Here is a 14,073-nt window from a genome sequence, read left to right as displayed (position 1 = left end):
GATGATGGAGCTGAAAGTTGATCTCGGCGAGCGCTCGTATCCGATCTACTTGGGGGAAGGACTGCTCAAGGACTGTGCCGCGTATTTCGACAAACATGCCATCAGCAAACGCGCCCCGCTGCTGGTCGTTACGGACGAGTCGGTTGCGCGCCATCATCTTCAGCCCGTCATGGACAGCCTGACAGCCGGCGGATACAAGGCGTCTTCTTTTATCGTGCCGCCGGGCGAGGGCTCGAAATCTTTGCAGATGCTGGAGCAAATCGTTACAGCCGCTCTTGAAGCCGGGCTGGACCGCAAGTCCACCATCGTCGCACTGGGCGGAGGCGTCGTCGGAGACCTCGCCGGTTTCGCTGCGGCAAGCTTTATGCGCGGCATCGCCTTTGTCCAAATGCCTACCACCATTCTGGCTCATGACAGCAGCGTCGGGGGTAAGGTTGCGGTCAATCATCCTTTGGCGAAAAACATCATCGGCGCTTTTCACCAGCCGGAGATGGTGCTGTACGACGTAACCACGTTACAAACCCTGCCACAGCGGGACATTTCCGCGGGATTGTCGGAAATGATCAAGCACGGTCTGATCTGGGACGCCGATTTTGTGACGTGGCTGGAAAACAACCGGGAGAAGCTGCTTTCTCTGGACCCGGAAGCTCTGCAGTACGGGCTTTACCAGGGCTGCAAGGTTAAATCTCTGGTTGTATCGCAGGATGAGCGCGAGAACGGCCTCCGGGCGATTTTGAACCTCGGCCACACGATCGGCCATGCTTTAGAGGCGGTCGCCGGCTACAATGAGCTCTTGCACGGCGAAGCCATCTCCATCGGGATGGTCGGTTCGGCGCGGCTTGCCGTGAAGCTCGGATACTCCGAGGACATCTACACGGTGACCAAGCGCATCCTGCAAAGCTTCGGGCTGCCGGTTCGTCTGCCGGAGCAGTACGACACGGCTCGGATTATGAGCGCATTGATGCACGACAAGAAGTTCAAGGAAGGCACCATGACGTTCATTATACCTACGGCTGTCGGGCAGGTGGAAATCCGAAGCGACGTCCGCCGCGAATGGGTGGAAGAAGTCGTGGAACAACTTAAGCGGGAGGCATAACCATGTTCGTTAGAGGAATCCGCGGCGCAACAACCGTGGAAAGCAACGAAGAAGGACAGATTCTGGCGGCTACGCTGGAGCTTTTGGAAAAGATTGTCCGCGAGAACGACGTGAAACCCGATGAAATTTCCTCGGTCTTTATTACGGTCACCAAAGAACTGACCGCGACGTTCCCGGCGAGAGCCATCCGCCAGATGCCGGGCTGGGATCTCGTGCCGCTTATGTGCTCCATCGAAATCGATGTAGACAACAGTCTTCCGAAATGTATCCGGCTTATGGTGCTGGCCAATACGACGAAACGGCAGGATGAAATGCGGCACGTTTATTTAAAAGGCGCGCAGGTTCTGCGTCCGGATATTGTAAAATTGACAAATCCCTAATCCGGGTAGTATAGTCATTATAGATGAGTAGAGCTTAGATGAGATCAGTTGAGAAGAGTAGAGTTGAGCATAGACAGCGCATAACTATCGTTAGCATTTCGCATGAGTTGCGAAAGGACGATAATAACCGTTCCGTCCCTTTGATAGCAAGGGGGGTTCTGTAGTTTTTTTCTGCAGAGCGGAGAACTGTAGTCTTACAGCCGGTTCTTTTAACGAACCTTTACGGCTCTAGACGATGCGCCTTGAATTCCTGCACTCTTACCAATCAAATGAACTCAACCAAACCTCTACGGATGCGTAGAGGTTTTTTTATTTTTTCAAATGCTGCCCGTAGAAAGGGGAAAACAAGAATGAATACCGAGCTTCAAGAAGTGATCCGCCTGGGAAAAGAATACAATCTGATACCGATTGTACGCTGCCTGCTGGCGGATACGGAGACACCGATCCGAGTATTTCAGCATGTTGCCGACGAGAAACGCGCGTTCCTGCTTGAAAGCGTAGAGGGCGGCATTAAGTGGGCCCGGTATTCGTTCATCGGCACAGACCCGTTTCTCATTATAAGGGCACGCGACGGCAAGACTCATCTGGAGACGCAGGGAAGAACGGTCACGACGGAAGAAAAACCGCTCGAGGCTTTGAAAAGCCAGCTTGCGTTATTCCGGAGCCCTTCGATTGAGGGACTGCCTAGATTCACGGGCGGAGCGGTCGGATTTTTCGGGTACGATCTTCTCCAGTATTATGAGAACCTTCCCAAACACCGCGTCGACGATATTCAGATGGATGATATCCAGTTCATGTTTTGCGACCAGGTCATTGCCTTCGATCACTTCAAACAGCAGATGAACGTGATCGCGAACGTGCACATTCCCGACGGAGCCAGCGAGGAAACGATAGCGGAAGCATACCGTCAAACCTGTCAGAAGCTGGACGCGACGATACAAAAGCTCAAAAAGCCGCTCCCTTCGACCATGATGACCCATAGCGAAGTGGAAACGACTACGGATCTGAGCGGTTTCCGTTCCAATCTGAGTAAAGAACAGTATGTATCCAATGTGAAGGCGGCCCAGGAATATATTAAGGCCGGTGACATCTTTCAGGTGGTGCTGTCCCAGCGTTTCGAAACGGATACGGATGTCTCTCCGCTGCAGGTTTACCGGGTACTCCGTACATTGAATCCTTCTCCTTACATGTACTATTTGAAAATGGACGATGAAGTCATCGTGGGAACCTCTCCCGAAATGCTGGTACGCGTGGAGGACGAGAGAGTGGATACAAGAGCCATTGCGGGCACACGACCGAGAGGCAAAACGCCCGAACAAGATCTTGAGCTTGAGCAGGATCTGCTCGCGGACCAGAAGGAACGTGCGGAGCATCTGATGCTAGTGGACCTTGTGCGCAACGATGTAGGCCGGGTTGCCGAGTACGGTACGGTGTCCTGCGACAGCTTTATGCAGATCGAGCGCTACTCGCACGTGATGCACATCGTGTCGAACGTGTCGGGGACGATGAACAAAGAGAAGGACTTCTTCGATGCCTTCCTGTCCTGTCTGCCGGCAGGCACGGTGTCCGGGGCGCCGAAGCTGAGAGCGATGGAGATAATCGCCGAATTTGAAAATGAAAGAAGAGGTACCTACGCCGGTGCTATCGGCTACCTTGGTTTCTCGGGGAATATGGATTCGGCCATCACGATCCGGACCATCGTTTTCAAGAACGGCAAAGCGTACATCCAGGCCGGAGCGGGGGTTGTTTTCGATTCCGATCCGGTGAAAGAGTACGAGGAGACGGTGAACAAGGCGCGGGGTATGATGACAGCGATCCGTACCGCGGAAGCGATGTTCAAGCGGGCGGCGGATAATCCGAACCTCGACTACTATGTCCACGTCCCGGCCCTTTAGGTGGGAAGGCTAGGCCAGGAAGGGCCGGAACTATAGTACGGAACGAACGGCAGATGAACGGCTCATGTACGGCAGGTTAAAATCCATTTCGAAGAAGGAGGACGGTCAGATGGCGGCGAATGGTACCATTCAGCGGGCGATTTCGACACTCATTGGAGGCGGGAACTTATCCCGCGATGAAGCGAGGGAGGTCATGCTGTCGGTTATGGACGGGGAAGCAACCCCCGCCCAAATCGGCAGTGTGATGACCGCGATGAGGATTAAGGGAGAAACAATCGAAGAGGTGACGGGCTTTGCCGAAGCGATGAGGCTTAAAGCGACCTCGGTGCAGACCATCCAGGATAATCTGCTGGATACTTGCGGAACCGGAGGCGACGGAGCGGGAACGTTCAACATCTCGACCGCCTCCGCTATCGTAGCGGCAGCCGGGGGTATCCGGGTCGCCAAGCACGGCAACCGTGCGATGTCCAGCAGCAGCGGCAGCGCGGATGTGCTGGAGGCACTCGGAGTGAACATCGAGCTCGACGGCGGTCAGGCGGCGCAGTGCCTCGATCAGATCGGCATCTGCTTCATGTACGCCCAGCGGTATCACCAGTCGATGAAGCACGCTGCGGGTCCCCGCCGTGAGCTGGGAGTCCGGACGGTGTTTAACCTGCTGGGCCCGCTGACCAACCCGGCCGGCGCCGACCGTCAGGTGCTCGGAGTGTTTGAGCGCGGCAAGACGGAGCTGGTCGCCGAAGTGCTGGGAGCGCTCGGCCTTAAACGGGCGGTCGTGGTTTCCAGCTACGACGGTTTGGACGAAATCAGCATTTCCGCACCTACCCAGGTGACGGAGTTGAAAAACGGAACGGTGAACACCTACACCGTTACACCGGACGATCTCGGCCTGCAAACTTCCTCCCTGCAAGACATCCAGGGAGGAAACGCGGCGGAGAATGCGGAAATCATCCGCACGATTTTCACCGGCGCCACAGGCGCACACCGCGAAATCGTGCTTGCCAATGCGGGCGCCTGCTTCTACGTGACCGGAATTGCCGGCACGCTTCAAGAAGGCGTCAAGGTAGCGGCCGATGTCATTGACAGCGGCAAAGCTATGGAAAAATTACAGCAATTAGCCCACTATACAGGAGATCTGAGCTATGTTTCTTGATAAAATCGTAACAACCAAGCGCAGAGAAGTTGAGGAACTCCGCGGACAGGTAAGCTCTTCCGAGCTGGAGCGTCGTATTTCCGGCCTGCAGGCGTGCAGAGGGTTCGAACGTGCCCTGCGGGACGGAAGAAATCGGCCGACGGGACTCATTGCGGAAGTGAAGAAGGCTTCCCCTTCCAAAGGACTTATCCGTGCCGATTTCGATCCCGTCCAGTTGGCTTCGGCCTATGCCGAAGCCGGGACGGACTGCATTTCGGTGCTGACGGACAAAGATTACTTCCAAGGCGCCAACGACTACTTAAGCGCCGTCCGCGAAGCGGTAAACGTGCCGCTTCTCCGCAAAGATTTTACCATCGACCCGCTGCAGGTTCTGGAAGCGAGAGTCATCGGCGCGGATGCCGTTCTGCTGATTGCGGCCATCCTCAAGCCTTCCGAGCTGAAGGAACTCAAGCAGCTCGCGCAGGATGTCGGGCTCGACGTTCTCGTGGAAGTTCACGACCGCCGGGAGCTGGAAACGGTCCTGGAGCAGGACGCGACTCTAGTCGGCATTAACAACCGGAATCTGAAAACGTTCGTGACCGATATCAAGACGACGGAAGAACTGGCGGCGATCGTGCCGGACGACCGGATTCTAGTCAGCGAAAGCGGAATTTCTTCCCGGGACGATCTGGATTTCGTCCGTAAAGCCGGCGCACGGGCCGTGCTGATCGGGGAGCATTTTATGAGACAGCCGGATGTCGGTCAAGCCGTCCATGACTTGATGGGCGAACGCAGTATTACCCGGAATTTTTAATGCTAAGGAATGGGCTGTAGAAGAAGTTTCCTTCGTAAGCGAGTAAGCGAGTGGAGTAATGGCGGCTAAATAGGCTTTTTGGCTGCCGGGGAGTGAAGAAAATGGGATCGGTTTCAAAAAGACCGGACGTAAAAATTTGTGGACTTCAAAGCGTTGAAGTGTTAAAATCAATCGTACATTTCCCGATTAGCCAGATCGGGTTTGTTTTTGCACCCAGCAGAAGACGAATCACACCGGAGCGAGCTTCCGAGATGATTTCGTTTCTGCATGAACGTTCTCGGCAGGGCCACCGTGTTCCCAAGACGGTCGGGGTGTTTGTCAATCCCACCCGGGATGAGCTCGCGGATGTTTTGTCCGTCGCCAAACTGGATATTATCCAGTTTCACGGGGAAGAGGCGCCCGAAACGTGCAGAAGCATCAAAGAACAATTTGGTGTGGAGCTTTGGAAAGTATCCTCGATTAAAAACGAAGAGCCTCCTGTCAACGAGAGCTCTTTTTCGGATATAAAGGACGGGGTGAACGGCTGGATACAGCGGTTGGAGCCTTATCGCGATGCAGTGGATGCCGTATTGATCGATACGTTCGATCCGGTTTACGGCGGAGGGTCGGGGCGTACATTCGCTTGGAATTGTATACCCGCAGCCCGTAAATGGGCATTGTCCGCGGGCATGCCCCTGATTGTAGCGGGAGGGTTAAATCCCGACAATGTCGGCGACCTCATTGAACAATATGAAATCGACGGAGTCGACGTTTCGAGCGGAGTCGAGACGGACGGTGTCAAAGATATCGCCAAGATTGCAGCTTTTGTGGAAAGGGTGACAGGATAATGGCAGCAGCAGTACCAGATGAACATGGAAGATTCGGACGTTTCGGGGGTAAATATGTACCTGAAACTTTAATGAACGCACTGATCGAACTGGAAGAAGCTTACCGTAAATATTCACAGGATCCCGAATTTATAAAAGAGGTTGAAACGCTGCTGCATGATTATTCCGGCAGACCGACACGGCTTTATCACGCGCAAAGGCTGACGGAGAAGCTTGGCGGAGCCAAAATCTATTTGAAGCGTGAAGATCTTAACCACACGGGCGCGCACAAAATCAACAATACGATCGGCCAGGCGCTTCTGGCCAAGCGGATGGGCAAGAAAAAAGTCATCGCCGAAACCGGCGCGGGCCAGCATGGCGTCGCTACGGCTACCGTTGCGGCACTGCTTGGCCTGGAATGCAAGGTATTCATGGGCGAAGAAGATATGAAACGCCAGCAGTTGAACGTATTCCGGATGCGTCTGCTCGGAACGGAAGTCGTTCCTGTGCTGTCCGGCACCCGTACGCTTAAGGACGCGTGCAACGAGACGCTCCGCTACTGGGTCAGCAACGTGCACGATACGTATTATATCCTCGGATCCGTAACCGGTCCGCATCCATATCCGATGATTGTCCGCGATTTCCAGCGTGTAATCGGAGACGAGACGCGCTCGCAGATTCTGGAACTCGAAGGAAGACTGCCCGACACGGTTATCGCCTGTGTCGGCGGAGGCAGCAACGCGATGGGGATGTTTTATCCGTTTGTCGGCGATGAAAGCGTGCGTCTGATTGCGACGGAAGCGGCCGGACGCGGCGTGGACACCGAAGAGCATGCGGCGACGATGGCGAAGGGAAGCCCCGGCGTGTTCCAGGGATCACTCAGTTACGTGCTCCAGGACGAATTCGGCCAAGTGATTCCGGCCCATTCCATTTCGGCCGGTCTTGATTATCCCGGCGTAGGACCTGAGCACGCTTACCTGAAAGACTTGAAGCGGGCAGAATACGTGCCGATCTCCGACGCCGAGGCGCTCGACGCTCTGCAGCTGCTCTGTAAGACGGAAGGTATTATTCCGGCACTGGAAAGCGCGCACGCGGTCGCGCAAGCGATAAAAACGGCTCCGACTATGTCCCCGGACGAGCTTCTTGTCATTTGTTTGTCGGGCCGCGGAGATAAAGACGTGGAAGCTATCATGGGCTATCTCGGAGGTGCAGATCATGAATCGCATTGATCGTAAATTTGCGGAGCTGAAATCCGCCGGTAAGAACGCACTCATACCTTTTATTACGGTAGGGGATCCTACAGCGGACGTTACCCTGGATATTATCCGTGAGCTGGAGAAATCCGGCGCGGACCTCTTGGAACTCGGCGTCCCGTACTCCGATCCGCTCGCGGACGGCCCCGTTATTCAGGAGTCTTCCGGGCGTGCCCTGAAAAGCGGGATCACCGTGCTGAAGGTAATCGAAATCGCCAAGCAGGCGCGCAGCGAGGGCTCCGAGCTGCCCATGATCTTGTTTACTTACTACAATCCGCTCCTTCGCATCGGGCTGGAGCCTGTTTTTGAACTCATGAAGGAAAGTGATATCAGCGGCGTTATTATTCCGGACCTGCCGATGGAGGAAGACGCGGAAGCCAAGCAGCTCGCGGAGCGGCACGGCATTCATCTGATTCCGCTGATTGCGCCGACTTCCAAAGAGCGTGTGCAGAAAATCGTCGGCCGGGCTTCGGGTTTTGTCTACTGCGTGTCCTCCATGGGAGTGACCGGTGTACGCTCCGAGTTTCATGCGGGTGTAGACGATTTCCTGGCTTCGGTAAAAGCGGCCACGGATTTGCCGATCGCAATCGGCTTCGGCATTTCGAACCGCGAGCAGGTCGAGCGCTTCGAGAAAACGTGCGACGCGGTCGTTGTGGGCAGCGCCATCGTCCGCCGGATCGGCGAACAGGAACACCGCCTCCAGGATGAAAGTACGAAACAAGACGCGCTGAAGCAAATCGGTGAATTTGTCAGAGACTTGAAAGGCGCGTCTTTTCAGACCCAAAGTTAACGAGTAAAGCAAGAAGAAGACAGATAGAGAGATTGGCAGAGGTGATAGACATGCGTCCCAAACAACAGGTAACGAAACTGCCGGTTTACCAGCCGGGCAAACCGATTGACGAAGTGAAAAGGGAGCTTGGCTTGACTCATGTGATCAAGCTGGCTTCCAACGAAAATCCGTTCGGATTTTCGCCTAAAGCCAAAGAAGCGATTCTGGCTGACCTGGACAACTTGACCTTGTATCCGGACGGGGCGGGAGCAGAGGTGACGCGGGCCGTTGCCGGTCACTATGGCGTTAACGCGGACCAGCTTATTTTCGGGGCGGGATCGGATGATGTGATCCTTATGATCGCCAGGGCTTATCTCGTACCCGGAGATGAAACGATCATGGCAACCCATACGTTTCCCCAGTACAAACATAACGCGGAAATTGAAGGCGCGGTTTCGGTTGAGGTTCCTTTAAAAGAAGGAAAACACGATCTGGACGAAATGCTCCGACGCGTCAATGAACGGACGAAAATCGTCTGGATCTGCAACCCGAACAACCCGACCGGAACGATAGTGACCGGACAGGAGCTGGAAGCTTTTATGAACAAGGTTCCTTCTGATGTCATGGTGGCTCTCGACGAGGCTTACTACGAATATACGACCGATGAGGCCTATCCGGACAGTCTGGATCTGCTGAACAGATATCCCAATATCGTGATCCTCCGCACGTTCTCGAAAATTTACGGGCTTGCTTCCCTGCGGATCGGTTACGGAATCGGACATCCGGATGTGATTCGCACGATTAATCAGGTGCGGGAGCCGTTTAATACGACCCGTTTGGCTCAAGCGGCTGCGGCTGCGGCTATCCGGGACCAGGATTTTGTGGAGCAGTGCCGCAGGCTCAACCGGGAAGGGGTCGCGTATCTCCTCGGCGAATTCCAGAGACTCGGCCTTTTCTCGTATCCGGCCCACGGCAATTTCATCCTGGTGGATATCGGCCGTCCTTCCGGTCCGGTATTTGACGAGCTTCTTCGTCACGGCATCATCGTCCGCAGCGGGGAAAAGCTCGATTTCCCGACCATGCTGAGAGTAACGGTGGGCAGCAGAGAGCAGAACGAAGCGTTCATTCGTGCTCTTGAGCTTGTGCTTCACGGGGCTGTCCAAGAATCATAATACGTATAGGAAAAGGTTATCAAACATGACGACAATCTCAATTTTCGGCGTCGGGCTCATTGGCGGCTCGCTCGCTCTATGCTTCAAAGGCAAACCGGACATTACGGTCATTGGCCACTCCAATAACCCGACGTCGGTGGAAAATATGGTGAAAAGGCGCATCGTGGACGAAGGAACGACCTCGATGCAGGCGGCGGCCGAAGCCGCCGATATCATTTTTCTGTGTGTACCCGTAGGGGCGCTGGAATCGTATCTCGAACGGTTAAAGCAGTTCTCCTTAAAAAAGGGCTGCCTTATAACGGATGTGGGCAGCACCAAGTTGTCCGTCGTACAGTGTGCGGAGAAACTGCGCTTTAAGGACGCTTATTTCATCGGCGGTCATCCAATGGCCGGTTCGGAACGTTCCGGCATGGAAGCCGCCTCTTCGCATTTGTTCGAGAATGCATTCTACGTTCTGACACCGGGTACAGACACGCCGGTTGCTGAAGTCGAGCGTTTGGCCAGACTCCTTGCGTATACGCAAGCCCAGATTATCCGAGTGGACGCACGCGAACACGACGATATCGTGGGAGCCATCTCACACCTGCCGCACATGATTGCAGTCGCGCTCGTTAACCAGATCCGGACGTACAACGAATCCAATGAGCTCTACAAAAACCTGGCGGCCGGCGGTTTCCGCGATATTACGCGCATCGCATCCAGCGATCCTTTTATATGGCGGGATATCCTCATCAACAACCGCACCGTTCTGCTCAAGCTTCTGGACGACTGGGATCAGCAGATCTCGGTGTTCCGCGAGCTTCTCGAGAAGGAAGACGGCGAGGGCATCCAGAAGCAGTTTGAGGTAGCCGGGACATTCCGCAAGCAGGTACCCGACCGCCGGAAAGGAATGCTTACGCCGCTGTACGATATTTACGCGGATATTCCGGACCATCCGGGAATGATCGGGCAGATCGCAACGCTGCTCGGCAAGCATCGGCTCAACCTGAGCAACCTGCAGATCATCGAGAGCCGTCTCGACGTGCCGGGCGTACTCCGTCTGTCTTTCCGGGACCAGGAAACTGCGGACAGAGCATCGGCCCTGCTCAGCGAGCAATTTTCCATTCACGTTTAGGTCGTTTTCTTGTGCGAAACAATGAAGTCTCTTTCCCGATATGCATAGTTGCCTTTATGCGGACGTGTGCGGGGGAGAGGCTTTTTTAATGGTAGTTAACAGCTTTCGAAAACTTTTTCGTAAACGTTTTCAAAAAAGCATTGACTTTTTGTAAACGGATACATATAATAAAAGTACAGTATGGTTTCTCTCCACTCCTATCCGATAATCGCACATTGTGCAGCCACCTCGCAGAGGTGGTTTTTTTTTTGCCTTTTTTCGGTATCGCGGCGGACCCGGAGAAAATTTTACAGCTCTATGCAAGATTTGTTATAGTGATATCATGTTGTGCTTCGATTGATGGAAGTTAGCCCGCAGACCGCGCAACTTTTTGGTTCCCGCCCGGTATAAGCATGTAAATGGAAGCGGGGAACCCGAACGTACTGTGCAGGAGGGGTGCACGTAATGACGGATACCCAGTTGATTCGTGAGGTTAAGGATGGAAATGTAGGGAAATACAACGAGCTGATGCACCGCTATGAGCGAAAAATTTTCGTTTTTATTTATCATATGCTCAAAAGCGCCCAACTGGAGCTGATGGCTGAGGATTTGTGCAACGAAACTTTTTACAAAGCTTACCGGAGCCTGAGTTCGTTCCGTGAAGCGGAAGCTTCCTTCTCTACCTGGTTGTATACGATCGCACGTAACACCGTGCTGAGTGAAATGCGCAAACACAAAATCGTTAAAATATCGTTGGACAATTGCGGACATACCCCTCAAACTTCGTTTGAATCGCTTCCCGAACAGACCGTGATACGGAAGGAGAAAGTCTCCATGGTCCGGATTGCGATCAATAGTCTGCCGGAGAAGCAGAGATCGGCTCTGATCCTGCGGGAATACGATCAGCTGGATTACCAGGAGATCGCATCCATTTTGGGACAAACCGTCAGTTCGGTCAAATCTCTGTTGTTTCGGGCCAGAGCCAGTGTAAAGCTGCAGATGGAGCCCTACTACAACACCGATAATTGGCTGGAAGAATGCGAGGGGATGACGCGGAGATGAAATGTGAGGATGTTCAGGAATGGCTGCTTGAATACATAGAGGGCACGGCCAGCGAGCTGAGGCGCCAGGCTATCCGGGTACATTCGGACAGCTGCAAGCGCTGCTCGGAGCAGTTCAACGCGTGGCAGGAGTGCCGGGACCTGATCCGCTTATCGCTGCGTACCGATACGCCTGTCCCGCGAGTATCTATCGCGGATTCGGTCATGCAGCGGATCGGCGCTTACGAGCCGTGGCGTTATCCCGCAGAGGCGGGGGCCGCGGCAAGCTCCGGACGCGCGCGCAAATTTCGCAGCGCGGGCCGTTTGGCGGCTTCCTTCTGCCTTCTGCTTTTCGTAGGCGTACTGCTGTGCCTCTCACTGAACTCGTCTCCCGCTTTCCTGGGGGAGGGGTTAAGCTCGGCGTATGAGCATGCCTATGCCGGATCACCGGGAATGGAAGCGGCCTCGGCGATGAACGGCCGCACGATGAAGCAGGCCGTTGCGGGCCTGAATGTTTCGGCGGTTATGCCCAGTAGGAGCACGTTTGTTTTACCGCCTTACGTTCATCATCTCATCGCGTTATCGCTGATCGGCTTGTTTGTGAGCTTCCTGTTCCATGCCTGGATCGGACGCGGCAAACGATAAAAGAAAACGTAGGAAAGTACCCGCCAGCTCTTACGGAGCTGGTTTGTTTATGGAGGAGATTATATTGACCACAATCGGGTTAATCCGGCATGGCAGCACCGAATGGAACCTTTTGGGAAAAATACAGGGAGCACTCGACACGGAGCTTACCGAAGAGGGAAGAGAACAGGCAAGGCGGCTGGGTACACGGCTGCGCGGAGAAGCGTGGGACGGCATCATCAGCAGTGATTTGAAACGCGCGAAGGAAAGCGCGCAGTTGATCAGCGAACGATCGGGCATCCCGATAGCCGGAACGGACAGCAGGCTCAGGGAGAAAGGCTTCGGCCAGGTAGAGGGCACGACGCTCCAGGAACGGCTCGACCGCTGGGGACCCGACTGGCTGCAGTTGGAGCTTGGCGGGGAGACGGACGAGCAGGTCCGCAGCCGCTGGCTTTCGTTCTATGCGGATTTATGCGTGAACTACCCCCACAGCCGGACGCTCATCGTCAGCCATGGAGCATTTATCGGACGAGCGTTAGAGACGATGAAACTGGAGCGTCCGGGCGACCCTCTCACGAACGCGTCCTTAACGATTGTCCGCCAGGGCACCGCGGTGTGGGAATGCACGCTGTATAATTGTACGGAGCATCTAATCGTGTGAGCGACGGAAACAGGAAAAGCATGTCTGCCGGAAGGCGGATGTGCTTTTTTTTGCGTGAAAGGTTTAATTCAGGGAATTATTCCCATACTGAGTAGTACCAACAAGTATACGGCTAACTAGAAGGATTGCGGTCATGAAAGACGGACAGGAATCGTGAAAGGAGGTGGCGGACTTGAATCTGGCCGATATGCTCAGTTACGCGGATATCCACGATTTAAACCGGATAGCGGATACCTATGCCTGCGAATGCAACATGCATTCCAAGAACGAGCTGATCCAGTCTATATTGACTACGGTCGGCCGCAGGGACATTTTCGAAGAGCGGGTAGACGCGCTGACGATGGAAGATATCCGGTTTTTAAACACTCTGTTGTTTGAAGAGCGGGGGCTGTTCAGTCTGGAAGAGCTCGTTGCCCGCGTGCAGCAGGCCAAGTTTTTGAAGGAAGAGAAGGAAAATTCCAACCCGCGCGACACGATCTCGAAATTCAAAAAGCACGGCTGGCTGTTTCACGGTTATTCCCAGCAGACCAAGTATCTTTTTCAAGTACCCCATGATTTGAAGCGGCGTTTCGGCGATGTGCTGACCCGCAATTACAAAAGCCGCCTTACCTATACGAATGATCCTGCCGTCTATCGTGAGGAACATACCCTGATGGCTGACGATGTTCTTCAGCTAATGCGGTATATCAGGGACCATGAAGTGCTGCTGACCCATGAAGACGTCATGTACAAGCGGCAGCTGTCCCAGATACTGGGCGGCATGGCGGTCAAGGAAGAGCTTGTAGGCAAGACGGCATGGAGATTCGGTTACGGACGCAAATTCAAGGAATATCCGAACCGGTTCTCGCTGATCTACGACTACTGCTTCTTCCAGGGGCTTCTCCAGGAACGGGGCGGGCTGCTGCTCCCGACGGAGAAAGGCGCGGAAATGACGGACGCCGGGATAAAGCCGGGCCAGGACGAGCTGTACCGCTTCTGGCTCCGGCTCTACAAAGGCCCTGTCTACAACCTCCAGTCGATCGTACAATGGACGGCCCGGCTGGCCGACAACTGGGTGACGACCGCGTCGCTGGCGGAAGTGCTGTGTCCGTTGATCCGGCCGTTTTACTACGATTCGCCGGAATCGATTTTCGAACAGCGGATTATCGCCATGATGATGCATCTGGGACTGCTTGCCGTCGGGGAAGAAGAGCATGCCGGAGCCGTGGTCCGCATCACCCCTCTGGGCGGCAAAACGATTGCCGGCAACCAGATTGCCGAGGAAGACAAAATCGATTTAAAAGAATAGCGCCTGTTGATAGGCGGCTGCCCTTAATCGGCCGCCACGTTGACGGCATCTCC

General features: G+C 54.5%; 14 protein-coding genes. All 14 read left to right on the top strand.

From position 1 onward, the window contains the following. Position 1 precedes the first annotated feature (1 nt). Positions 2-1,096: a 3-dehydroquinate synthase gene (aroB, locus tag AC2TF6_RS18415; protein ID WP_491307977.1), complete on the top strand. Its 1,095-nt coding sequence runs from the start codon at positions 2-4 to the stop codon at positions 1,094-1,096. 2 nt (positions 1,097-1,098) lie between these two features. Continuing rightward, a complete protein-coding gene (gene aroH / locus AC2TF6_RS18410; protein WP_009672004.1) occupies positions 1,099-1,476 on the top strand; it encodes a chorismate mutase in 378 nt (125 codons plus the stop codon). 350 nt (positions 1,477-1,826) lie between these two features. Further along, positions 1,827-3,371, top strand: a complete 1,545-nt coding sequence (gene trpE, locus AC2TF6_RS18405) for an anthranilate synthase component I (protein ID WP_491307976.1) — start codon at positions 1,827-1,829, stop codon at positions 3,369-3,371. A 109-nt stretch (positions 3,372-3,480) separates the two neighbouring features. Further along, complete coding sequence (gene trpD / locus AC2TF6_RS18400) at positions 3,481-4,521, top strand: anthranilate phosphoribosyltransferase (RefSeq protein ID WP_491307975.1); 1,041 nt, start codon at positions 3,481-3,483, stop codon at positions 4,519-4,521. Then, positions 4,511-5,314, top strand: a complete 804-nt coding sequence (trpC, locus tag AC2TF6_RS18395) for an indole-3-glycerol phosphate synthase TrpC (protein ID WP_491307974.1) — start codon at positions 4,511-4,513, stop codon at positions 5,312-5,314. Before trpD ends, trpC begins: the two co-directional genes overlap by 11 nt. Positions 5,315-5,415: 101 nt before the next feature. Continuing rightward, complete coding sequence (locus AC2TF6_RS18390) at positions 5,416-6,141, top strand: phosphoribosylanthranilate isomerase (protein ID WP_491307973.1); 726 nt, start codon at positions 5,416-5,418, stop codon at positions 6,139-6,141. Continuing rightward, positions 6,141-7,349 (top strand): tryptophan synthase subunit beta, encoded by a 1,209-nt coding sequence (trpB, locus tag AC2TF6_RS18385; RefSeq protein WP_491307972.1) that lies wholly within the window; start codon positions 6,141-6,143, stop codon positions 7,347-7,349. The genes AC2TF6_RS18390 and trpB overlap by 1 nt, the downstream gene beginning before the upstream one ends. Next, positions 7,336-8,163, top strand: a complete 828-nt coding sequence (gene trpA / locus AC2TF6_RS18380; protein WP_491307971.1) for a tryptophan synthase subunit alpha — start codon at positions 7,336-7,338, stop codon at positions 8,161-8,163. Before trpB ends, trpA begins: the two co-directional genes overlap by 14 nt. Before the next feature lie 50 nt (positions 8,164-8,213). Then, entirely contained in the window at positions 8,214-9,314 is a 1,101-nt protein-coding gene (gene hisC, locus AC2TF6_RS18375) for a histidinol-phosphate transaminase (RefSeq protein WP_491307970.1), read from the top strand. A gap of 25 nt (positions 9,315-9,339) precedes the next feature. Then, positions 9,340-10,428 carry a prephenate dehydrogenase gene (locus AC2TF6_RS18370; RefSeq protein ID WP_491307969.1) on the top strand — a complete coding sequence of 363 codons (1,089 nt, stop codon included), beginning with the start codon at positions 9,340-9,342 and terminating at the stop codon, positions 10,426-10,428. Between the two features lie 444 nt (positions 10,429-10,872). Next, complete coding sequence (locus AC2TF6_RS18365; protein ID WP_009675572.1) at positions 10,873-11,469, top strand: RNA polymerase sigma factor; 597 nt, start codon at positions 10,873-10,875, stop codon at positions 11,467-11,469. Beyond that, positions 11,466-12,092: an anti-sigma factor family protein gene (locus tag AC2TF6_RS18360; protein WP_491307968.1), complete on the top strand. Its 627-nt coding sequence runs from the start codon at positions 11,466-11,468 to the stop codon at positions 12,090-12,092. Before AC2TF6_RS18365 ends, AC2TF6_RS18360 begins: the two co-directional genes overlap by 4 nt. A gap of 49 nt (positions 12,093-12,141) precedes the next feature. Next, complete coding sequence (locus AC2TF6_RS18355) at positions 12,142-12,732, top strand: histidine phosphatase family protein (RefSeq protein WP_491307967.1); 591 nt, start codon at positions 12,142-12,144, stop codon at positions 12,730-12,732. 172 nt (positions 12,733-12,904) lie between these two features. Continuing rightward, positions 12,905-14,020 carry a hypothetical protein gene (locus tag AC2TF6_RS18350; RefSeq protein ID WP_491307966.1) on the top strand — a complete coding sequence of 372 codons (1,116 nt, stop codon included), beginning with the start codon at positions 12,905-12,907 and terminating at the stop codon, positions 14,018-14,020. Positions 14,021-14,073: the final 53 nt, after the last annotated feature.

This window comes from Paenibacillus sp. JNUCC 35, assembly GCF_058269095.1.
The sequence above is the reverse complement of the archived record's forward strand: the minus strand, read 5'-3'. Positions and strand labels throughout refer to the sequence as shown.

Bases quoted from the DNA above. Each gene is read 5' to 3' on its own strand.
- AC2TF6_RS18360 (WP_491307968.1), top strand. From the start codon at position 11,466: ATGAAATGTGAGGATGTTCAGGAATGGCTGCTTGAATACATAGAGGGC.
- AC2TF6_RS18355 (WP_491307967.1), top strand. From the start codon at position 12,142: ATGGAGGAGATTATATTGACCACAATCGGGTTAATCCGGCATGGCAGC.
- hisC (WP_491307970.1), top strand. From the start codon at position 8,214: ATGCGTCCCAAACAACAGGTAACGAAACTGCCGGTTTACCAGCCGGGC.
- trpE (WP_491307976.1), top strand. From the start codon at position 1,827: ATGAATACCGAGCTTCAAGAAGTGATCCGCCTGGGAAAAGAATACAAT.
- trpA (WP_491307971.1), top strand. From the start codon at position 7,336: ATGAATCGCATTGATCGTAAATTTGCGGAGCTGAAATCCGCCGGTAAG.
- trpB (WP_491307972.1), top strand. From the start codon at position 6,141: ATGGCAGCAGCAGTACCAGATGAACATGGAAGATTCGGACGTTTCGGG.
- trpD (WP_491307975.1), top strand. From the start codon at position 3,481: ATGGCGGCGAATGGTACCATTCAGCGGGCGATTTCGACACTCATTGGA.
- AC2TF6_RS18390 (WP_491307973.1), top strand. From the start codon at position 5,416: ATGGGATCGGTTTCAAAAAGACCGGACGTAAAAATTTGTGGACTTCAA.
- aroH (WP_009672004.1), top strand. From the start codon at position 1,099: ATGTTCGTTAGAGGAATCCGCGGCGCAACAACCGTGGAAAGCAACGAA.
- aroB (WP_491307977.1), top strand. From the start codon at position 2: ATGATGGAGCTGAAAGTTGATCTCGGCGAGCGCTCGTATCCGATCTAC.
- AC2TF6_RS18365 (WP_009675572.1), top strand. From the start codon at position 10,873: ATGACGGATACCCAGTTGATTCGTGAGGTTAAGGATGGAAATGTAGGG.
- trpC (WP_491307974.1), top strand. From the start codon at position 4,511: ATGTTTCTTGATAAAATCGTAACAACCAAGCGCAGAGAAGTTGAGGAA.
- AC2TF6_RS18370 (WP_491307969.1), top strand. From the start codon at position 9,340: ATGACGACAATCTCAATTTTCGGCGTCGGGCTCATTGGCGGCTCGCTC.